A 19,904-nucleotide genomic window follows, 5' to 3' on the forward strand; every position below is an offset into this window, starting at 1 on the left:
TGTGAGAGTTTCGGACAACGGCCCAGGGCGAGGCGCGTCGTCCGATGACAGTACGAATAGTACAGAACCTGCATGGCGACGCAACGCCGCCATGGATCGCTTTTCTGGATTCTATACAAAGCTACAAGAGCTTCGGACAACGGTTCAGGGCAAGGCGCATCACCGAAGACAGTACGAATAGTACGGCGAGGTGACGCAACGCCGCCATGGGCCGTTTTCCGGAGCTCTTAGGCGTTGATGCCGAACGAGCGTGCCAAGGGGCCCAGGCCGCCTTTGAAACCCTGGCCGATGGCCTTGAATTTCCATTCGCTGCCGGCGCGGTAGATTTCGCCGAAGATCATGGCCGCTTCCGTCGAGCCATCTTCCGACAAGTCGTAGCGGGCGATTTCGGTGCCGTTGTCGCCGTTCAGGCAACGGATGTAGGCCTTGCCCACCATGCCGAAGTTTTGCTTGCGGTTTTCCGCATCGTGGATGGTGACGGCCACGGCGATCTTGTCGATGTCGGCCGGCACGTTGGCCAGGTCGACGGCGATTTTCTCGTCGTCGCCGTCACCGCCGCCCGTGGTGTTGTCGCCCGCGTGGACGATGGAGCCGTCAGCCGACTTCAGATTGTTATAAAAAATAAAATCAGCGTCGGAACGGGCCTTGCCATCCGTTTTCAGCAGGAAGGCGCTGCCGTCCAGGTCGAAAGCGGCGCCATCGGTGGCGCGCGGGTCCCAGCCCAGGCCAATCACGATTTTCTTCAAGCCAGGAGCTTCCTTGCTAAAGTTGACATTGCCGCCTTTTTGCAAACTGATCGCCATGGTGTTTCCTCTTTAATGTGTGGGTTGCATTCGGTGTTTCAGGTCACGTCGCCGGTACCCCGGCTTGATGAGCCATGAGCCTACCATAAAGTTCCTGCTTGTCAGCGGCGCACTATTGAAAATAATGCCATGCGGAAAATGCCGTACGGCTGCCCCAATACGCAAAATGACGGATAATGCCGCTCGACGAAAATTTTCACCCTCATGAGCGACTTGAACCCGGGCTTGTCTTTGCACAATAAGAAGATACAACTCGACTGTATCCCCGGCACCCTGTGCGATGAACGCCTGTGGTCACGCCTGGCGCCTGCCCTGGGCGACGCCTTCGATCTACGGCACGTGCCCCTGCACCAGGCACGCACGCGCCCACAAATGCAGGAGCTGATCGCCAGCCACAGTGCGCCGCAAGCCCACCTGGTGGGCTTTTCGCTGGGCGCCTACCTGGCGCTCGAACACGCACTGGCCCACCCGCAACGCGTGCAATCCTTGACTTTGATCGCCAATTCCGCCAAAGGTTTGCTGCCGGCGGAAATCGAAGCGCGCCAGCGCATCGTCGCCATGCTCGAGCGCAATGCCTATGCGGGCATCACGCGCCAGCGCCTGCGTGAACTGCTGCACCCGTCGCACCTGGACGATGCCGCCATCACGGGCCTGATCCGGCAAATGGGCCTGGACCTGGGCAAGGACGTGCTGCTGGCGCAATTTCTCACCACCATCGACCGTCCTGACCTGATGGCGCGCCTGCCTGAACTCGATTTCCCCGTGCTGATCGTGGGCGCCGAAGACGACAAGCTCGTCCATCCCGACGATTTGCGCGCCATGGCGGCCCGCCTGCCGCAAGCCACCTTGCACTTACTAAAAGACAACACCGGCCACATGATTCCGCTGGAAGCACCAAGCGAGCTGGCGCAAGCCATGCGTGCGCATCTGGAGGCTGCCGGCAATTTCAACGATAATGACGGGCATCGGGCCATGCCCCCACCACTTTGACAGAAGCAATGAGCCATTTGACCATCATCGTCGCCACCGACCAGCAAGGCGGCATCGGCATCAACAACACCTTGCCGTGGAAACTGCCGGAAGACCTCGCGCATTTCAAGCGCCTGACGACGGGCCACCCCATCCTCATGGGCCGCAAGACCTTCGATTCCATCGGCCGGCCGCTGCCGAACCGCCGCAACATCGTCATCACGCGCAATGCCGACTGGGGCCATGAGGGCGTGGAAGCGGTCTCGTCGGTGGAAGCGGCCATCGCCCTGCTCGACGGCGCGGAAGGCTATGTCATCGGCGGCGCCGAGATTTACCGGCAGTCGCTGGCCCTGGCCCAGCGCTTGATCATCACGGAAATCGGCCAGACCTTTGATTGCGACGCGTTTTTCCCCGCAGTGGACCATGCCGTATGGCAAGAAACAGCGCGCGAGGCCCATGTTTCGGAGAAATCCGGCCTGCCTTACGCCTTTGTCACGCTGGAACGCAAAGCCTGATAAGGTGATGTCGATCGCCAGCATGCTGCTGTAATACCCCTGTCACACCCATGCGTCACGCTAGCGTACGCTTGTGACGCTTTGATGCGATATTTTTTTCCCGCAGACGCCGCATTTCTGCGAGAATCCCGTTCTTATTTTTTTTCTGCGGCTGCCGGGTTGTACGACCGCCTGACCGTCGCGCCCTAGTCCGCCCCTTCACATCTGTCAGGGGCGGCTTGCTTTTTTGGAGACATGCATGAAATTTCGTTTCCCCATCGTCATCATTGACGAGGATTTCCGTTCTGAAAATACGTCCGGCCTGGGTATTCGCGCCCTTGCCGCCGCAATGGAAAAAGAAGGCATGGAAGTGCTGGGCGTGACCAGCTACGGCGATTTGTCGCAATTTGCCCAGCAACAATCGCGCGCGTCAGCCTTCGTGCTGTCGATCGACGATGAAGAATTCGGCGGCGGTTCCATCGAGGAAACCGACCATGCCTTGAAATCGCTGCGCGCCTTCGTCGAGGAAATCCGCTACAAGAACGCCGATATCCCCATTTATCTGTATGGCGAAACGCGCACTTCGCGCCACATCCCCAACGATATTCTGCGCGAACTGCATGGTTTCATCCACATGTTCGAAGATACGCCGGAATTCGTCGCGCGCCATATCATCCGCGAAGCGAAATCCTACCTGGACGGCCTGTCGCCGCCGTTCTTCCGCGCGCTGGTGCACTACGCCAACGACGGCTCCTACTCGTGGCACTGCCCCGGCCACTCGGGCGGCGTGGCCTTCCTGAAGTCGCCGATCGGCCAGATGTTCCACCAGTTCTTCGGTGAAAACATGCTGCGCGCTGACGTCTGCAACGCCGTCGAGGAACTGGGCCAGCTGCTCGACCATACGGGTCCTGTCGCCGCGTCCGAGCGCAATGCGGCGCGCATCTTCAATGCCGATCATTGCTATTTCGTCACCAACGGCACGTCGACCTCGAACAAGATGGTGTGGCACTCGACCGTGGCACCGGGCGACATCGTCGTCGTCGACCGCAACTGCCACAAATCAATCTTGCATTCGATCATCATGTGCGGTGCCATTCCCGTGTTCCTGATGCCGACGCGCAATCATCTGGGCATCATCGGTCCCATCCCCCTGCATGAATTCACGCCGGAAAGCATTGCCCGCAAGATCGAGGCGAACCCGTTCGCGCGCGAAGCGAAGAACAAGAAGCCGCGTATTCTCACCATCACGCAATCGACCTACGATGGCGTGATCTACAACGTGGAAACCCTGCGCGAAATGCTGGACGGCAAGATCGACACCCTGCACTTCGATGAAGCATGGCTGCCGCACGCCACCTTCCACGATTTCTACAAGAATATGCACGCCATCGGCAAGGACCGTCCACGCGCCAAGGAATCGATGATCTTCTCGACCCAGTCCACGCACAAATTGCTGGCCGGCCTGTCGCAGGCCTCGCAAATCCTCGTGCGCGAATCGGACACGGTCAAACTGGACCAGGACGCCTTCAATGAGGCTTACCTGATGCACACCTCGACCTCGCCCCAGTATTCCATCATCGCCTCGTGCGACGTGGCAGCGGCCATGATGGAAGCGCCGGGCGGCACGGCCCTGGTGGAAGAGTCGATCATGGAAGCGCTCGATTTCCGCCGCGCCATGAAGAAGATCGACCAGGAATGGGGCCAGGACTGGTGGTTCCAGGTGTGGGGTCCGTCCACCTTCAACGACGAAGGCATGGGCCAGCAGGAAGACTGGATGATACGCGCCGAGGATGACTGGCACGGCTTCGGCGACCTCGCTCCCGGCTTCAACATGCTCGACCCGATCAAGGCGACCATCGTCAACCCGGGCCTGTCGCTGGACGGCCAGTTCGGCGACACGGGCATTCCCGCGTCCATCGTCACCAAATACCTGGCCGAGCACGGCGTCATCATTGAAAAATGCGGCCTGTACTCGTTCTTCATCATGTTTACCATCGGCATCACCAAGGGCCGTTGGAATACCCTGCTGACGGCCTTGCAGCAATTCAAGGACGACTACGACAAGAACCAGCCGATGTGGCGCATCCTGCCGGAATTCGCGGCGGCCAACCCGCGCTACGAAAAAATGGGCTTGCGCGACCTGTGCCAGCAAATCCACGATTTCTACAAGGCGTACGACGTGGCGCGCTTGACGACGGAAATGTATCTGTCGGACATGATCCCCGCCATGAAGCCGTCGGACGCGTTCGCCAAGATGGCGCACCGCGAAATCGAGCGCGTGGCCATCGACGAACTGGAAGGCCGCATCACGTCCATCCTGCTGACGCCGTATCCACCAGGCATCCCGCTCTTGATCCCGGGCGAGCGCTTCAACAAGACCATCGTCGACTACCTGCGCTTCGCGCGCGACTTCAACGAGCGCTTCCCGGGCTTCGAGACGGATGTGCATGGTCTGGTGAAACGCGAGGTCGATGGCAAGCGTGGTTACTTCGTCGACTGCGTCCGTCAGTAACAGTTCATCCAATCTGCTGCGCGTCGCGACTTGCGGCCTGCGATGCTCACCGTACTTCAGTACGGTTGCGCTTCTCGGCCACAATTCGCTTCCGCTCGCTACGATTGGATGAACCGTCGTGACGTTCGTTAAAAACGGTTAATTCTGACGTTTGTTGTACGTCATTCAATAGCGCCGCCTGATGTGCATCAGGCGGCGTTTTTCATTGTGCGCCTTCCGCGCACGCTTGTGCCAGATCAAACGGCTGGGGTATCGGGCTTCTAAGATGGGCGACTCGTGCCCTGTGATGGCTGGCATATGATGCTCAAGGTGTGGCTGGAAATCGTGCAGCAGGCGGCGGCTGGCAGTGGCGCCTTGCTGATGACGGCCTTGAAGCAGGCTCAGGTAACTATAGCCCGGCGGCACGAAGGTGAGGAAGATGCAGCGGGCATCGTGTTGTTTGCCGAAGCCGATGCCAAGCTGCTGCAAGCACTGCCGGCACTGTGCTGCCATGCCCGCGTGCTGGCCATTGCCGCCTGCGGCCAGCCACCCAGCTGCGCGCAACAGCGCGCGCTGATGGCCGCCGGCGTGCTCGACGTGCTGCTGTGGCCGGCGGGCAGCGTCGATGCGGGCCCGGTGCTGGCGCGCCTGCAACGCTGGCAAGCCGTGGCGCAGCTGCTGGCCTCCAGCGCCGTGCGCCGGCAGCTGGTGGGCGACAGCGCCGCCTGGAGCGCCCTGCTGCACCAGGTGGTGGAAATGGCCGCCTTCAGCCAGGCGTCGATGCTGATCATGGGTGAAACGGGCACGGGCAAGGATTTACTGGCGCAACTGGTCCACCGCCTCGGCAACTGCAGCGGCGGCTTCATCGTCCTCGACTGCACCACCCTGTCGCCGGAACTGGCGGGCAGCGAACTGTTCGGCCATGAACGGGGCGCCTTTACGGGCGCGGCGGCCGCGCGCGACGGCGCTTTTGCCCTGGCGGACGGCGGCGTGCTCTTCCTCGATGAAGTAGGCGAACTGCCGCTGCCGCTGCAGGCCCAGCTGCTGCGCGCCATCCAGGAACGCAAATACAAGCGCGTGGGCGGCAATACCTGGCAGCCAACCCAGTTTCGCCTCGTCTGCGCCACCAACCGCGAACTGGAAGACGAAGTGGCGCGCGGCGCCTTTCGCGCCGACCTGTATTACCGCATCGCCGGCTGGCGTTGCCAGACGCCGCCCCTGCGCGAGCGCCAGGACGACATCCTGCCGCTGGCCCGGCATTTTCTCGCTGAACTGGCCCAACAAGAGCCGCCCCCGCTGGACGCCGCCGTGCGCGAATATCTGCTGCTGCGCGATTATCCGGGCAATGTGCGCGAACTGCGCCAGACCGTCACGCGCATCTGGCACCGCCATTGCGGCCCCGGCCCCATCACCATCGGCGCCCTGCCGCCCGAGGAACGGCTGCTGGCGCCGGCCTGGCCCGACCAGCATTTCGAGGCGGCCGTGCGGCGGGCCCTGGCCCAAGGCTGCAAGCTGTCGCACATCACACGCTGCGCCGCCGACGTGGCCATCCGCCTGGTGCTGGCCGAGGAACACGGCAACAACCAGCGCTCCGCCGCCCGCCTGGGTGTGACGGACCGCGCCCTGCAGATACGCCGCAAGGCGGCCGCCTGCACGGCGCAAGCCGCTACTGCCGCGACACCGCTGGCCACGCCAGCCGCCCTGTGATCTGTCTCACGCCAGCCCCGCCAGCCGCAAAAAATTGCCGCCCGTGATCAGCGCCGCATCCAGCTGCGGCAAGCCCAGCAAGTGAATCTTGTGCAATTCCAGCCCCGGATGCAACCAGGGGCCATCCGAGCCGAACAAGACCTTGTGCGGCCCGGCACGGCGCACGGCCTGTTCCAGTAAATCAAAGCGGCGCACGCCCGAGCTGTCCGTATGGATGTTGCGGTGGCGTACCAGATGGTCGATCAGCGCCAGCTGGGCCGCCCAGTCGTCGCCGAAACTGCCCAGGTGGGGCAGGATGAAGTTGACGTCGGGATACTGCTGCGCCAGCAGTTCGGCCACGGCCACCTCGCCGGCCGGGTCGTACAGCACGGGCAGACCGAAGAAACGGGCCGCGTCGCACACTTCGCCGCTGATACGCGCGTCAAAGCGGTGCGCCTTGATGCCGACAAAACCATAGCGTTCGACGGCCGTGCGCACCAGGTCCATGATGCGGCCCCGGTCGCGCCGCGCATGCACGAAGGCAAAGCCATAAAAACGCTGCGGATCGGAAGCGGCCAGGCGCGCCACGCCGTGGTTGGCAATCGCATAATCGGAGTGGAAGGCGGCGAACAGCACGCTGCGGGCGATGCCGGCCGCCTGGGCCCGGCGCAGGTAGGCGTGCAGCGGCGCATCGCTGTCCCACGGCCCGCTCAAGCCGTCGCCTGGCCCCGCATGGCAGTGACTATCGATGACCAGCGCCATGCCCGCCTCCCTGCGCTCAGTTCCAGTCGCCCATGACGACGATGCGGTTGCCGCGTCGGCGCCAGCGCCCGCTTTCCTCTTCCTGCTGCGGCGCAGGCGAGCGGAAATGCGGCAATTGCTGATGCAAGGCCCGCGTCAGCGCACTCTCGACGGCGCGCGCACTGCCATCGCCGTCGGCCGCCAGACGGGCCGCCTGCCCCGCGATGCGCACGAAGCGGCGCGCCATCTCCAGTTCGCGCTCGGCCGGCGCCTCGGCTTCCATTTCCAGCTCCAGCGCATCGCTGGCCGCGCGCCCCAGGGCGGAACCGAGCGCCGTGCCCACGCCCGGTATCGGTATCATCGAACCGAGAGCGCCGCCGACGAAGGGCAAAGCCGTCTTGGCCACGGCCTTCAAGGCGCCGCCCAGGGGCTTGGCCACCTTGGCGATAGTGGAACCCACTTTCTTGACGCCCTTCCATACGCTCTTGAAGACCTTGCCGAGAAACTGCTCCAGTTCCTCCTCGCTGGCCACTTCCAGCAATTCCATGGCCAGCTGCAATTCCTCCTCTTCGCTCAAGACGGCCGGCGCCGCCCCCTTGCCGGGCCAGTCCGGGCCGAATTCCAGCACTTCAAACGCGGCGCCGGCCCGCTGCCGGCATTGCGCGCATGCGCATTCGAGTTGGTGCATGATGCTCTCCTTCGCAATGATCAAGGCGTGGCTTCCGGGTCCACATTCAGCTCCACATTTCACCGAGCACGGCCAGTTCCAGTTCGCGCCGCTGGTTGGTCAGCACGCCGCGCTGGTTGGCGAACATGTCGTCGTGGATGCGCTGCTCGATGCGGCGGCGCTGCGCCGCCGAGGACAGGGGCGCCACATACACCTGGTGCCCGCTCAGGTCCACGCCCATCATCTGGCCGCACAGCCGGTGCTGCAGCAGGCGCCGGTGCAGGTCGTCCGTCTGGCCGCTGTAGGCGCGGCGGCGCCCGCCCGCATCGAATTCGATCACATACAGGCCCGGCCCCCGGCCATTCGGATCGCGCAAGGCATTGGCCAGCGTCCCCAGCGCCAGGTAATTGAGGGCGGCCGCTTCCGGCACCCGGCCCATGGTGCCGGCCAGGGTCGGCGGGATTTCGCCCTGCTGCTGGCCGTCGTCCTGCCCCTGGTCCTGCCCTTGGTCCTGGTCAGGTTCCGGCTCCTGCTGGTCTCCAAACGCGGGTTCCGCCACGGGATAGGGCGCCGGATAAAGCGTGGGATAGATGGCCGGATAGCCGCCCCAGCCCCGGTAGCGCGGCGGCAGGTAGGGCAAGGGCGGCGGCGCCGGGCGTGGGGGCCGACGCGCCGGATTCGCCTGGTAGCGCGGCGGCATGGGGCGGCGCGGGCCGCGCAGTGGGGGCCGCGCGCGCACGCCGCCGCCATAGCGCCCGCTGCCGGGCCGCCAGCGCTCGCCCTCCCACTCGGACTCGGATTCCCCCTCCTGCGCCCACTCCTGCTCCTGCTCCCACTCGTACTCACCTGCCGCTCCCGCTTGCCCCGCAAAGGGCAGCATTTCAAACGCGTCGTTCATATCGCCTCCTCGTGTGATGTTCAAGCAAATTCATCGCCTGCTCCAGTTGCCCGGGCGTCTGATCGGCCCGCAGCAGAAAAGTCAGCGCCCCGGGACCTTCCCCCGCTTGCGCCAGCGCCAGCACGCCCGCCGCGCGCAAGGCTGGCTGCAAGTGGGCGCGTCCGGGCAGGCGCTGCACGGGAAAGCTGCCGCCCCGGCAAGCGATGCCAGACGCCGCCATCCCCGTCCTCCATTGCGCCACCCTGTCCGCCAGCCTCGCGCGCAGCGCGTCGCCGTGGCGCGCATTGAGCGCCATGGCACGCCGCGCGGCCGCCAGCACGGCGGCCGACGGCGGACTGGCATGCACGCGCGTCTGGCTGTGCGCCGCAAAGCGCTGCAACAGGCCGCCGCTGCCTGCCAGCACGGCCAGCGGCACGCCAAAGCCCTTGGCCAGCGAGGCGCCGACGATCAAATGGCCGCCCGCCTCGTCGCAAGCGCCCTGCAAGCCGTGCAGCCGCGCCGAGCCGCCGCCTTGCGCGCCCGCCACGCCCAGCACCTGTGTATCGTCCAGCAGCAGATAGCCGCCGCCCTGGCGCGCCAGGGCCGCATAAGCGGCCAGCGGCAAGACCTGGTCGCTGCCCGGCACATAGCCGTCGGCCAGGATCAGTGGACGCCGCCCCTGCCTGCCCCAGGCCGCCGCCAGGCGCCGCAGCGCCGCCATATCGCCGCTGGGAAACAAGCGCAGCGGCAAGCCCAGCGCCTGCGCCCGCTCGGCGCCCCAGCGCGCGATGGCATAGCTGCCGCCATCGATGAGGATCACCAGCCGCTCGGCAGCCAGCATGCCGAACAGGTCCCAGAACAGGTGCAAGGTCGACGGCAGCACGCAGGCCGCCTCGCAGCCTTGCAGCGCAGCCAGGGCCGCGGCCAGCGCTTGCGCGCCCGGCGGCTCCCGCAGCGCGGCCGGCTGGCCCAGGGTCAGGCTGCTCCACGGCGCCAGCGAGGCCGCCGGATGGCGCATGCCCAAGTACAGGGCACTGGTAAAGTCGAGCATGCACGCGCCCCGCTCCCGCCCTAGACGCTGCGCAGCTGCTGGCTCAGGCGCTGGCGCAGCAACACCGAAGGCATCGTCGATTCGACCACCGGGTCGCTGCTGTCGACGGACAGATCGACCCCCGTGGCGGCGCGGTAGCCGTGGATATAGCCTTGCACTTGCGGCCGCCAGAAGCGCGCCCAGTTGAACGCCTGCGTGGGTTCATAGATATCGCTCCAGTTGCCGTAGCGCACGGAGAGCAGCAATTGCTCGCCAAAGATGGCCAGGTTACGGAAATGCATGACGCTCGTGTCCGTCCAGCCCTGCAGTTTCTTCATGGCGTCGACCCGGTCCATCCACGGTTCCGGATACGCGACCATCACGCGCGTGGGCAAGAATTCGCGGAATTCGGGGCGCGCCAGCATCCATTGCTGCATCAGCATCTCGATGCGCGCCGTCGACGGCAAGTCCCCGAACTGGTTGTGCGCGCCCTGCGACAGGATCAGGTGGATCTCCTTGAGTGCATTCAACACGGGGAAGGCATCCGCCTTCACGGTGGTGTCGTCATCCTGCTTGTAGAACGAGGTCAGCAGGCGCAGCAAGTGGTGGAAGGCCTCCAGGAATTTGGAGCGGCTGTCGGCTGGCCGGAAGTGCTGCACTGCCTTGCCGTCCAGGCGCACACCGTAGTGATGGTCATACTCGTAGTTCCGGCGCATCACGGTCAGCCGATGCTGTTCATCCTGCGTGTATCCCCACAGTAAATTATTCAGCGGGCGCAGCATGTCGATTTCCGTGTTCGACAAAGGATCGAGATGGTTGCCCGGCGCGCGCAAGTTCTGGAAGCGCTGCGCGATGGCGTTCATGGTCTGCACCAGCATGCCTTCTTCATGCCAGTACGACCAGATCAGTTCCAGCAGGCAGGGATTGGCCAGCTTTTCCTGGATGATGCCAAAGCACAGGTCGACCTCGCCTTCCTGGCCGCGCGGGATGCTGATCGGGATGTCGGGCAGCTTGCGGCGGATCACGGCCAGGTAGGGCAAGGTCTGGAAGCCGTCCACGTTTTCCAGGTAATCGTTGCGCAGCACGGTTTCCAGGTCGCGCCCTTGCGGTATGTCGCGCCGGTCCAGATAGGCGTTGTCCTCGGCCGGATTGAAGGCCAGCGGTTGGTTCAGCACGCCGCAATTGACCATCACGAACGCTTCCGTCGCCACTTTCAGCACGCGGTAGGAATCGGCATCGGAAAACGGCAGCGCGCGGCGCTGCTTGAGCTGCTGGAACATGTCGGCCTTTTTCACGAAGCGTTCCTGCTCGAAACCCCGTACGCTGGCCAGGTCGCCGCAAAACAGGCTGTCCATGAAATGCAGGTAATTCGTAAACGACATCGCCTCGGTGCTGTTGCGTATCAGGGTCCACAGCGGCAAGTCTTCCGTCGGCTCCGTTTCCGTGCGCGTCAGCGATACGCCCACGTTGCCCGTGATGGGCTGCGGCTGGCGCTCTTCCGTCTCGTATTCCGCGTCGAGCGCCAGCATGGCGTGCGGGCTCAGCCCTTCCGGCACGGGCAAGGCGTTGCGCAGTTCGGGACGCTGCGACAGCATCATCTGTCCCATGAAGCGGTGCATGCCGGCGCGCCGCACCGGCGTGGAAAACGCGTTCGGCGTACCGCGCATGGGCACCCACGGCGCGGCGGCCAGCAGTTGCACCTGGTCGCGCCCGTCGGCGCTCTGATCGCCGTCAAACGAGACGGTGGCGATGGCGCGGTCGCCCACCCTGCCGAACTGACAGTCGCTGGGATGGCAGTCGGCCGTTTCAAACGCCAGCGTCACCTGCGGGTTGAGTTGGGGCGTGAAGCACAATACGGCGCTGCAGCCGGCCTGCACCGTCACGCACTGGGGCGCCGTGGCGGGGAAATTGCCATACACCCCCACGTAACTGCCCGTCATCAGGTCGGTAAACACGGTGCCGCCACGCCCATCCGTCCAGCGCACGCCCACCAGCATGGCGGGATCAGGCACCCAGGTGGCGGCATTGAAGTTGTGGCAATCCGCCTCGGCTCCCCGGTACAGGCTGATGGCGGCATTGACGACCATGGCCCCGCTGTCCTGCTCGTGTACGGTGACCGCGATGCTGCCGCCGTGGTGTTTCGGACCCGCCTGGCCCGCCCCTCTGCTTTTGCTGCTCATCTTGCTGCTCATGTCGTTCTCCTCAATGGATAATCAAACGGGATGCCAGGGGCGGCAGCAACCTGCCGGACTGGCGGCCATGCCGCACGACGTCGGCGCACAGCTCCGACGTGTCCAGGGTGCTGCGCAAGGCCCAGTGGGTCAGCAAACGCCCCAGCAGCTCGCTTTCGTCTTCCGGACTCAAGGTACCGCTGGCGCGCGCCTGGCCCAGCACGGCGAACACCAGGGTCGGCGCGGCCTGGTACATCTGCGCCGGCGCCAGGGTCCAGCTGCGAAACAGCTGCGCCAGCATGGCGGGCTGGCGCGTGTGCACGGCCATGGCTTCGACCAGCGAGCCGCCGCGCAAGGCCGGTGGCCGGTGCTGCACCAGCAAGCCCACGAGGGCCGCCATGCTGGCCTGCAGCTGCTCCAGCAGCCGCTGCCGGGCCGGCGGCAGGCCGGTCAGCGGGTAGTACGACAGCCACAGCTGCTCCAGCCGGTCCCATTGCGGATGCGGATACAAGGCCCGTCCCATGGCACAGCTCAGGCGCACCCGCAGCCATGGCACCGGATGGGGATCGTCGATATTGAGGCGGAAGACAAACACGCGCGGCAGGCTGACCACGCCGATCAGGCCCAGGGTGGCGGCCACGCCGACCCGCGCCAGCGACCAGAAGTCGGCCACGATCTCGGAAATCCACCGCTCCCACAGCTGCCACACGTGCACCAGACCGCTGCCGCCGTGCTGCATGGCTTGCAGCACGGGCCGCAAGGACGCCACCAGGTCCAGCAGCGCCGCGCCCTGGTGGCCCACCTCGTGCACCAGCGACGAAGCGATGCTGCTGCCGATCATGCGTTCGCGCGGCAGGCGGATGATGGCGACGGGATTGTCGCCGCCGCCCGGCAGGCGCGTGCGCGCGCGGCGGATGGCGGCGCCCGGCCCCCGGTCCAGGTAGCAGATCACGGGCGGCGCCTGGTACACATTGCCGGGCAGCGCCAGCGCATCGGCGGCAACGATGTCGAGACCGGCCAGCCACACGCCCGTCTTGTGCTCGCTGCGCTGCGTGATGACTTCGTTGAACAGGTCGAACTGGGTCAGCGCGGCATTGAATTTCAGGCGCAGAAAGGTGAAGCGGCGCTGCGCCTCGGCGGCGGTGGCCATGCTGGCGCCATCGGCGTGCTCGCGCCGCAGCCAGTGCTGGAACTGGGCGACCATGCGCCGCAATTCACGCCGGCCCTGCACCAGCTGGCTTTCGATGGCCGACTGGGCGCTGGGCATCAGGGCGGCCGCCAGCACCGTCGGCTCGATCAGCGCGAACGGTTCCAGCCGCGCCAGCCGCGTCAGCAGCGAGCGCGCCTCCTGCGCCAGCATCCAGGCAGCATAAGCGCCGATGGCCATGATGTCAGACGCCGTACAGGACGATCTTGTGGCCCTGGCGCGCCCAGCGCCCGCTGGAGGGGCGCATGCCCGCCGAGCCCCTTGCCGCGCCGCCCTGGGCCATGGTCCCGCCCGCAGCGGCGCCGCTGCCGTTCTGTGTGGCGACCTGGCTGCCGGGGCGGCCCAGCAGGCCGGGCGCGAACTGGCGCGCCGCCGCGCTGGCGGCCGCCTGGGCGATGGCGCGCGGGTCGCCCGAACCGCGTGCCTGCGCGGCGCGGTTGACCGTGTCGGCGGCCAGGCGCACGAACTGCTTGGCACCCTCGAATTCGCGGTCTTCGTTCGACGAGGCCTCCGCTTCCAGCCCCAGCGCATTGCCGGCGGCCGAGGCCAGGCCGCTGCCGATCTTGGCGCCCAGCGGGCCGCCGAAATAGCCGCCGATGGCGCCACCGGCCAGCGGTATCGCCTTTTTCGCTACGCCCTTGAGCACGCCGCCGATGGCTTGGCCCACGGGCGACTTGATGATGCCGCCCGCCACCGAGGCGGCCTTGCGCAGGAAATTGCCGAGGAACTGTTCCAGTTCGGCTTCATTGCTGACCGACAGCAGTTCATTGGCCAGTTCCATTTCCTCGGCTTCGGAAAACATGGCGCTCGCGCCACCCTCGCCGCTCCATTCGCCCTGGCCAAACTCGAACTGTTCCGCTTCAAAGCCGGACATCTCCTGCCCGTATTCCAGGGTCGTACGATCTAAGTCATGCATGATGAGCTCCTAAAAGTTAGCACCTCGGTTGACACTACAGCGCCGGACAGACTGGCCGTCCGGCTAACAATCGAGCACGACGATGTGCCCGCCCTCGCGGCGCCAGCGGCCACCGTCCGGTCCCGGCGCTTGCGCCGCCTGCCTGAGCAAGCCTGGCGCCACGCTGCGTGCCACTTGCAACAGGGCCGTTTCCACCCGCGCCCTGGGCGCGCGCGCACCCGTGCCGCCGTCCTGCGTCAGCGCCGTATTGACGGCATCGATCAGATGCACGACCTGGCGCGCCAGTTCGAATTCCTTGTCTTCCGGGCTCAAGCCCTCCAGTTCCATGCCGAAGATGCCCGCAGCGCGCCGCTTGAGCGCCTGTGGCGAACCGCCATGCAGGGGCAGCAGGGGCGCCACCACCTTGCCCAGCAGCTGGCGCAGCGGCCCTTCCAGCGGCGTGCCGCGCACTTGCTGGCCCGCCGCGGTGGCGCCCAACTGGCGCGCCAGGAAAGCATCGAACTGGGACGGCGCCTGCAATTCCAGCAACTGCGCCGCCAGTGCCAGCTCATCTTCGTGCTGCAGGGACAGCACGCCCGGCGCTTCCGGCAATTCCATTTCGGGACGATAGGCGAGCAGGCGGCTGGTCATGACAGGCTCCGGTGAAAGGCGGGCGGGTGGTCCATGCCTCCCTGACGCAAGGGCCATGCCAGCCAGGTGCAGAGGGAAAAACGGGACGCGACGGCGAACGCCTTTTCGCCGATGCGATAAAAACCATGGTTTCCGGCGAAGCTGTTTTCGCCCTGTCCATGAGCTTTCAAACAAGCTTAATTAGAGGGAATTTATTACGTCGCCTATCGACCACAAGCAGGCGTTCGCGTAAAAATATTTTTCCATTTGTAAAAAATAAAGTTCATCAAAATACTATAAAAAATCACTTAACATCGGTCAAAAATGCATTAAATCGAAAAATAGACAAGACGCAAATGTTCTTTTGAGCACGCACTTTCAGTAGGCAGGCAATACAATAACGAGGTCAGATTTTGATTGCCACAAAGAAACTAAATGATCCATCCTACTTTGCGCCGCTTGCTGGCTGCTGTAACACTTCTGAGTTTGCTGAACGCCTGTGGTGGCGGTGGCGGCGACAGCCCGACCGCCACGGTGGCGCCGCCTGCGGACATGAAGCCGGGCGAGCCGGCAGTTCCCGCAGAAACCGTCCCGCCGCCCCCACTGACCACGCCACCGGCCGCGAAGGTGACGACATTTACGCGCCAGCAGGCGTCACGCTTCCTGGGCCGGGCCACGTTCGGGCCGAATATCGCGGCCATCGATGCACTGGCCGCCAGCGACAGCAACGCCTGGTTCCAGTACCAGTTTTCCAGACCGCAAAGCTTGCATCGCAAATATCTCGATGCGAAATTTCCACCAGCGGACACGACGGCCAGCAAGGCCTTGCCTCAGAATTTTTATGAATCATTCTGGCAGCAGGCCGTAGGCGGCGACGACCAGTTGCGACAACGCACGGCGTTTGCCTTGTCGGAAATTTTCGTCATTTCCACGCAAAACGAAGCCGTGTGGCCGCACGTGCGCGGTGTTGCCAGCTATTACGACATGCTGGGACAACATGCTTTCGGCAACTTCCGCACCTTGCTGCAAGGCGTCGCCACGCATCCGATGATGGGTCTGTATCTGTCGCACCTGCGCAATCAGAAGGAATCGGCAACGCGTACCCCGGATGAGAATTTTGCCCGCGAAATCATGCAGTTATTTACGATCGGCCTGTATCAGCTGAACGCTGACGGCAGTTTGAAATTGTCCGGCGGCAAGCCCATCGATACCTACTCGCGCGACGATGTGAGCGGCCTGGCGAAAGTATTGACAGGCTGGAGCTGGGCCGGACCAGACCAGGCCGCTAACCGTTTCTTTGGCAGCGTGGCCGATCCGGACCGCGACTGGAAACCGATGCAGAATTACACGGCCTTCCATTCCACCGGAGAAAAACGTTTCTTGGGAGTCAGTATTTCGGGCGCCACTACCGGCGAAGCCGACCTGGCGCAAGCCCTCGACACTCTGTTCAACCACCCGAATACAGGCCCCTTCTTCGGCCGCCAGCTGATCCAGCGGCTCGTCACCAGCAATCCCAGCCCCGCCTATGTGGGCCGGGTAGCGGCCGCGTTTGCCAATAATGGCGCTGGCGTGCGCGGCGACATGCAGGCGGTGCTGCGTGCCGTGCTGCTCGATCCGGAGGCGCTGGCCCCGGCCGGCACAACCTTGCGTACGGGGAAATTGCGCGAACCGCTGGTACGCCTGGGCAACTGGATGCGCGCCTTTAACGCCAAGGATGCAGCTTCGCAATACCGCATCTATTACCTGAGCGATCCGCTCACGGGCCTGGGCCAGAATCCCATGAATGCACCCTCCGTCTTCAATTATTTCCGTCCCAGCTATGTCCCGCCCAATTCGCCGCTGGCCGCCGCCAGTCTGGTGGCGCCGGAAATGCAGATCACGGCAGAGCCGTCCGTCACCGGCTATCTGAACTTCATCCAGGACGCCATCAGCGGCGGCGTGGGAGAAAATGCCTCGGTGAAGGCGGACTATGCGGCCGAGCTGGCCCTGGCCGACCAGCCTGCAGCCTTGCTCGACCGCGTCGACCTGCTGCTCTTGGCCGGCAACATGTCGACCAAGCTGCGCGGCACCATCCTGTCCACCGTCAATAGCGTGCCGATTCCGGCCGCCACCGGCAGCAATGCCGCACAGGTCAACCTCGCAAGAACCTACCGCGTACGCCTGGCCATCTTCCTGTCGATGGCCTCGCCTGAATACCTGGTCCAGAAATAAGGAAGCCGCATGTCCCATCTCCCCCCTTTTTCCCGCCGCCGCTTCCTCGGCTCCATGCTGAGCCTGGCCGGCAGCACGGCCGCGCCGTTCGCCCTCAACCTGGCAGCCATGGGCCAGGCTGCCGCCCAGTCGGCCGATGACTACAAAGCGCTCGTGTGCCTGTTCATGGCTGGTGGCAACGACGCCTTCAACACGGTGCTGGCAACCGACACATCGTCCTGGAATGAATACACGCGCCTGCGCAACACGGGCAGCAATGATTCGATCCACCTGCCCGCCGTCGGTGCAGCCGGTGGCGTGTTGCCCATCGTGCCGGCCACCGTGCAAGCGGGACGCAGCTTTGCCCTGCATCCCGCCCTCGTTCCGCTGAAAAGCCTGTTCGATGACGGCCGCGCCGCCGTCGTCGCCAATGTGGGCACCCTGATCCAGCCAGTTACCCTGGCGCAATATAAGGCGGGCGGCGTGGCCCTGCCGTCCAAGCTTTTTTCGCATAACGACCAGCAATCGACCTGGCAGTCGGGCCTGCCGGAAGGCGCCAGCGTGGGCTGGGGCGGACGTCTGGGCGACTTGCTTGGCGCGGGCAACAGCAACGCCATGTTCACGGCCGTATCCGCGGCATCGAACGCGCTGTTCCTGAGCGGACGCCAGGTGCGCCAGTTCCAGGTGGGCCAGGCCGGTGCGGTGCCGATTCGCAATATCGATCTCAGCGGCAGCCTGTTCGGCACGGCGCAGGGGCCGGCGGCATTGCGTGAAATCATCACGACGGCCGGCAGCGACCTGATGGAACAGGAACATGTGGCCACGATCGGGCGCGCCATCTCCAGCCAGAGCGTCCTCAGCGGCGCCATGCTGGCGGCCGGCGCGGGGGGCGTGCCGAATCCCCCGCCCTACGTCAATCCGAACACAGGCGCGTCCGGCGTCAATCCGCTGGCCGTGCAATTGCAGACGGTGGCGCGCATCATCGGCGGACGCGGCGCCCTGAGGGTGAAACGGCAAGTATTTTATGTGACCCTGGGCGGCTTCGACACGCATGACCGGCAAAAGGCGCTGCATGCCGACCTGATGGCCCGGCTGGCCCATGCGCTCGCCTACTTCGACACGACCCTGGCGGCCCTGCAGGGCGCGGATCTGCGGCGCCAGGTGACGACCTTTACGGCGTCGGACTTCGGCCGCACCTTCAGCAGCAACGGCGATGGCACGGATCACGGCTGGGGCGCGCACCACTTTGTCGTGGGCGGCGCCGTCAAGGGCCGCGACATCTACGGCACCTTCCCCGTCACGGGCCTGGGCCATGAGCTGGACGTCGGTTCCGGCGCCCTGCTGCCGACCACCTCCGTCGACCAGTACGGCGCCACGCTGGCCAAGTGGTTCGGCGTGGCCGACAGCCAGCTGGCCGAGGTGTTCCCGAACATCGGCAACTTCAGCCGGCGCGACCTGGGGTTCATGACGACAACTTAACCATTGACGGCGATCACCAGCGTGACGACATAGCCATCCGTGGCATTGCCCGTCACCGTGGCCATCTGCAGGCTGGTGCCGTCGCTGAAGACATTGTCGCTGGCATAGCTGATCTGCGCCAGGTTGCGCACGCTGGCCGTGTAGCCGCTGGCCGTGTAGGCCTCATTCAACGTTGCCATTGGAAAAGTGAATTGCGAGGTCTTGATGCGGTTCGAGGCAGAGGCCGCCTTAGCCAGGCTGGGATAGACCTCGACATGCACGTGCGGCATGCGCCCCGCATAGCAGCCGGGAAAGATCGTCGTGAAGCTGAGGTTGCCGGCGCTGTCCGTTTCCTGCACGCCGCGCAGGTAATTTTGCGCCGTCACGCCGCTCGAATACAGCGAATACAGGCCGTCGCGGTCGCAATGCCATACATACACGGCGTAACCGGCCAGGCTGGCGCAGCTGCCGCTGGCGTTAAGCAACTGCAGCTTGATGGTGAGCGGCACACCCGCCGCCACACCCGTGGCGCCATTAAAACTGGCGCGGATATCGCTGCGCACGACACCCGACTGGTTCAGCACGTTAATGATGCTGCCGCCATAGGTGTTCGTGCCATCGGCAGGATACGGCCCGCCCGTTTCCTCGGGAATCACTGTGCATGCGCCCGTGCTGGGTGTCGTGACCCCAGCGGCGCCGCTGCCTGCCGCCGCGCCGCTGGCGTCCGACCCGCCGCCGCAGCTCATCAGGGGCAAGGTGGCGGCGCCGGCCAGCAGCCAGCGCAGCACCTGTCGCCGCTCGGCCGCCTGTTGCCGCATCATTTCGAGGTCGGATGCCAGACCGTGATCATGTAGTTCCATAGATATTCCATCAAGTGGGGCAAGCCCGCCAAGGCGGGATTCAGGCTGGCGCACAGGTACAGCGCCTGCGTCGCATGGCGCGAGAGCGCCTGCAAGCTGCTGCCCGGACGCAAGGCATGGATGCGCATGCTGGCTCTCCCTGCGCTCGCGCCTGCCGCTTACTCGGAGCGCCGGAGGTCGCGCGGACCCTGGCGGCTGTCGTGCCGCTGCTGCACCTGCTGGCGCTGTGCCGCCGTCAGCACGGCCAGCAATTGCTGCTCCAGCCGCGCATGCTGCAAGCTGATCTTCGCCATGGCTTGCGCCGCCGTGTTCGCCAGCGCGCTGGCTTGCGCATCGTCGTAGGCGCTGGAGGCGGCCAGCGCGCGCAGCTGCTCGTGGGCCTTGAAGGCGATCTTTTCCTGTTCCCGCAGCAAGGGCGCCTGGGCGTAGGTGGCGGCAAAAATTTTATCCTGCTGCGCTTCGCTCAGGTCGATGCCATGCAGGAACGGCGGCAAGCCTGGCGCGCCGGGTCCGCCTGGGCCGTGACGGAAGCCGGACGGCGGCCCCGGCATGGCGCGCGGCGGCGGGCCGGACGGCGCAGCTTCCTGCTGGGCCAGGGCGAGCAGCGGCATGCTGCAGGCGCACAACAGCAACAGGGATACGGCGATACTCAGGTATTTCATCGGGCGTTCCTTTCGTGGAGATCAGCGCTGATTGTCGGCGTCTGGCGTGTAAAGCAACGTCAGGGCCGCGTAA

At 64.9% G+C, this 19,904-nt stretch carries 19 protein-coding genes; 7 read left to right on the top strand and 12 right to left on the bottom strand.

The genetic code is table 11. The annotated features are described in order from the left end of the window. Positions 1 to 227: 227 nt before the first annotated feature. Positions 228 to 803, bottom strand: a complete 576-nt coding sequence (locus JAB4_RS17980; RefSeq protein WP_070224449.1) for a TerD family protein — start codon at positions 801 to 803, stop codon at positions 228 to 230. Positions 804 to 1,007: 204 nt separating this feature from the next. Between JAB4_RS17980 and JAB4_RS17985 the strand changes: the two genes are divergently transcribed. From JAB4_RS17985 to JAB4_RS18000, 4 genes are all read left to right on the top strand, one after another. Then, positions 1,008 to 1,793 (top strand): alpha/beta fold hydrolase, encoded by a 786-nt coding sequence (locus JAB4_RS17985; protein ID WP_070224450.1) that lies wholly within the window; start codon positions 1,008 to 1,010, stop codon positions 1,791 to 1,793. A gap of 8 nt (positions 1,794 to 1,801) precedes the next feature. Further along, positions 1,802 to 2,287: a dihydrofolate reductase gene (locus tag JAB4_RS17990; protein ID WP_070224451.1), complete on the top strand. Its 486-nt coding sequence runs from the start codon at positions 1,802 to 1,804 to the stop codon at positions 2,285 to 2,287. Between the two features lie 238 nt (positions 2,288 to 2,525). Beyond that, complete coding sequence (locus JAB4_RS17995; protein ID WP_070224452.1) at positions 2,526 to 4,778, top strand: arginine/lysine/ornithine decarboxylase; 2,253 nt, start codon at positions 2,526 to 2,528, stop codon at positions 4,776 to 4,778. A gap of 297 nt (positions 4,779 to 5,075) precedes the next feature. Beyond that, entirely contained in the window at positions 5,076 to 6,464 is a 1,389-nt protein-coding gene (locus JAB4_RS18000) for a sigma 54-interacting transcriptional regulator (RefSeq protein ID WP_070224453.1), read from the top strand. A 6-nt stretch (positions 6,465 to 6,470) separates the two neighbouring features. Here the strand turns inward: JAB4_RS18000 and JAB4_RS18005 are convergent, their stop codons facing one another. The 8 genes from JAB4_RS18005 to JAB4_RS18040 form a co-directional block, all read right to left on the bottom strand. Continuing rightward, on the bottom strand, positions 6,471 to 7,205 hold the full coding sequence (locus JAB4_RS18005; protein ID WP_227741984.1) for an amidohydrolase family protein: 735 nt from the start codon (positions 7,203 to 7,205) through the stop codon (positions 6,471 to 6,473). Positions 7,206 to 7,221: 16 nt separating this feature from the next. Then, the gene (locus tag JAB4_RS18010) at positions 7,222 to 7,872 is read right to left on the bottom strand and encodes a hypothetical protein (protein ID WP_139143845.1); all 651 of its coding nucleotides are present in this window, start codon (positions 7,870 to 7,872) and stop codon (positions 7,222 to 7,224) included. 46 nt (positions 7,873 to 7,918) lie between these two features. Then, a complete protein-coding gene (locus JAB4_RS18015) occupies positions 7,919 to 8,749 on the bottom strand; it encodes a GIY-YIG nuclease family protein (RefSeq protein WP_070224455.1) in 831 nt (276 codons plus the stop codon). Then, the gene (locus JAB4_RS18020) at positions 8,733 to 9,779 is read right to left on the bottom strand and encodes an aminotransferase class I/II-fold pyridoxal phosphate-dependent enzyme (RefSeq protein WP_070224456.1); all 1,047 of its coding nucleotides are present in this window, start codon (positions 9,777 to 9,779) and stop codon (positions 8,733 to 8,735) included. Before JAB4_RS18020 ends, JAB4_RS18015 begins: the two co-directional genes overlap by 17 nt. Before the next feature lie 20 nt (positions 9,780 to 9,799). Further along, entirely contained in the window at positions 9,800 to 11,950 is a 2,151-nt protein-coding gene (locus tag JAB4_RS18025; RefSeq protein ID WP_070224457.1) for a hypothetical protein, read from the bottom strand. A gap of 10 nt (positions 11,951 to 11,960) precedes the next feature. After that, complete coding sequence (locus JAB4_RS30685) at positions 11,961 to 13,316, bottom strand: hypothetical protein (protein WP_070291606.1); 1,356 nt, start codon at positions 13,314 to 13,316, stop codon at positions 11,961 to 11,963. 4 nt (positions 13,317 to 13,320) lie between these two features. Continuing rightward, positions 13,321 to 14,052 (bottom strand): hypothetical protein, encoded by a 732-nt coding sequence (locus tag JAB4_RS18035; protein WP_071650285.1) that lies wholly within the window; start codon positions 14,050 to 14,052, stop codon positions 13,321 to 13,323. A 63-nt stretch (positions 14,053 to 14,115) separates the two neighbouring features. Further along, a complete protein-coding gene (locus tag JAB4_RS18040; protein ID WP_070224459.1) occupies positions 14,116 to 14,682 on the bottom strand; it encodes a hypothetical protein in 567 nt (188 codons plus the stop codon). A 26-nt stretch (positions 14,683 to 14,708) separates the two neighbouring features. Between JAB4_RS18040 and JAB4_RS18045 the strand changes: the two genes are divergently transcribed. The 3 genes from JAB4_RS18045 to JAB4_RS18055 all read left to right on the top strand — a co-directional run bounded on the left by JAB4_RS18045 (position 14,709) and on the right by JAB4_RS18055 (position 18,330). Beyond that, on the top strand, positions 14,709 to 15,029 hold the full coding sequence (locus tag JAB4_RS18045; protein WP_139143846.1) for a hypothetical protein: 321 nt from the start codon (positions 14,709 to 14,711) through the stop codon (positions 15,027 to 15,029). 67 nt (positions 15,030 to 15,096) lie between these two features. After that, positions 15,097 to 16,872 (top strand): DUF1800 domain-containing protein, encoded by a 1,776-nt coding sequence (locus JAB4_RS18050; RefSeq protein ID WP_070224460.1) that lies wholly within the window; start codon positions 15,097 to 15,099, stop codon positions 16,870 to 16,872. A 9-nt stretch (positions 16,873 to 16,881) separates the two neighbouring features. Beyond that, the gene (locus tag JAB4_RS18055; protein ID WP_070224461.1) at positions 16,882 to 18,330 is read left to right on the top strand and encodes a DUF1501 domain-containing protein; all 1,449 of its coding nucleotides are present in this window, start codon (positions 16,882 to 16,884) and stop codon (positions 18,328 to 18,330) included. On the opposite strand, the gene JAB4_RS18060 is transcribed toward JAB4_RS18055, so the two are convergent. The 3 genes from JAB4_RS18060 to JAB4_RS18070 are packed head-to-tail and all read right to left on the bottom strand — an operon-like array spanning position 18,327 to position 19,831. Then, the gene (locus JAB4_RS18060; protein ID WP_070224462.1) at positions 18,327 to 19,169 is read right to left on the bottom strand and encodes an intradiol ring-cleavage dioxygenase; all 843 of its coding nucleotides are present in this window, start codon (positions 19,167 to 19,169) and stop codon (positions 18,327 to 18,329) included. The two genes, JAB4_RS18055 and JAB4_RS18060, sit on opposite strands and share 4 nt — an antisense overlap. Then, positions 19,127 to 19,297 (bottom strand): hypothetical protein, encoded by a 171-nt coding sequence (locus tag JAB4_RS18065; protein WP_162995707.1) that lies wholly within the window; start codon positions 19,295 to 19,297, stop codon positions 19,127 to 19,129. The genes JAB4_RS18060 and JAB4_RS18065 overlap by 43 nt, the downstream gene beginning before the upstream one ends. Before the next feature lie 30 nt (positions 19,298 to 19,327). Further along, a complete protein-coding gene (locus JAB4_RS18070) occupies positions 19,328 to 19,831 on the bottom strand; it encodes a periplasmic heavy metal sensor (protein ID WP_070224463.1) in 504 nt (167 codons plus the stop codon). Positions 19,832 to 19,904: the final 73 nt, after the last annotated feature.

Source organism: Janthinobacterium sp. HH102 (genome assembly GCF_001758625.2).
GTDB lineage: Bacteria > Pseudomonadota > Gammaproteobacteria > Burkholderiales > Burkholderiaceae_D > Janthinobacterium.

Excerpts from the sequence above, each read along its gene's own strand:
- JAB4_RS17980 (WP_070224449.1), bottom strand. The coding sequence starts at position 803 with ATGGCGATCAGTTTGCAAAAAGGCGGCAATGTCAACTTTAGCAAGGAA.
- JAB4_RS17985 (WP_070224450.1), top strand. The coding sequence starts at position 1,008 with ATGAGCGACTTGAACCCGGGCTTGTCTTTGCACAATAAGAAGATACAA.
- JAB4_RS17990 (WP_070224451.1), top strand. The coding sequence starts at position 1,802 with ATGAGCCATTTGACCATCATCGTCGCCACCGACCAGCAAGGCGGCATC.
- JAB4_RS17995 (WP_070224452.1), top strand. The coding sequence starts at position 2,526 with ATGAAATTTCGTTTCCCCATCGTCATCATTGACGAGGATTTCCGTTCT.
- JAB4_RS18000 (WP_070224453.1), top strand. The coding sequence starts at position 5,076 with ATGATGCTCAAGGTGTGGCTGGAAATCGTGCAGCAGGCGGCGGCTGGC.
- JAB4_RS18005 (WP_227741984.1), bottom strand. The coding sequence starts at position 7,205 with ATGGCGCTGGTCATCGATAGTCACTGCCATGCGGGGCCAGGCGACGGC.
- JAB4_RS18010 (WP_139143845.1), bottom strand. The coding sequence starts at position 7,872 with ATGCACCAACTCGAATGCGCATGCGCGCAATGCCGGCAGCGGGCCGGC.
- JAB4_RS18015 (WP_070224455.1), bottom strand. The coding sequence starts at position 8,749 with ATGAACGACGCGTTTGAAATGCTGCCCTTTGCGGGGCAAGCGGGAGCG.
- JAB4_RS18020 (WP_070224456.1), bottom strand. The coding sequence starts at position 9,779 with ATGCTCGACTTTACCAGTGCCCTGTACTTGGGCATGCGCCATCCGGCG.
- JAB4_RS18025 (WP_070224457.1), bottom strand. The coding sequence starts at position 11,950 with ATGAGCAGCAAGATGAGCAGCAAAAGCAGAGGGGCGGGCCAGGCGGGT.
- JAB4_RS30685 (WP_070291606.1), bottom strand. The coding sequence starts at position 13,316 with ATGGCCATCGGCGCTTATGCTGCCTGGATGCTGGCGCAGGAGGCGCGC.
- JAB4_RS18035 (WP_071650285.1), bottom strand. The coding sequence starts at position 14,052 with ATGCATGACTTAGATCGTACGACCCTGGAATACGGGCAGGAGATGTCC.
- JAB4_RS18040 (WP_070224459.1), bottom strand. The coding sequence starts at position 14,682 with ATGACCAGCCGCCTGCTCGCCTATCGTCCCGAAATGGAATTGCCGGAA.
- JAB4_RS18050 (WP_070224460.1), top strand. The coding sequence starts at position 15,097 with ATGATCCATCCTACTTTGCGCCGCTTGCTGGCTGCTGTAACACTTCTG.
- JAB4_RS18055 (WP_070224461.1), top strand. The coding sequence starts at position 16,882 with ATGTCCCATCTCCCCCCTTTTTCCCGCCGCCGCTTCCTCGGCTCCATG.
- JAB4_RS18060 (WP_070224462.1), bottom strand. The coding sequence starts at position 19,169 with ATGGAACTACATGATCACGGTCTGGCATCCGACCTCGAAATGATGCGG.
- JAB4_RS18065 (WP_162995707.1), bottom strand. The coding sequence starts at position 19,297 with ATGCGCATCCATGCCTTGCGTCCGGGCAGCAGCTTGCAGGCGCTCTCG.
- JAB4_RS18070 (WP_070224463.1), bottom strand. The coding sequence starts at position 19,831 with ATGAAATACCTGAGTATCGCCGTATCCCTGTTGCTGTTGTGCGCCTGC.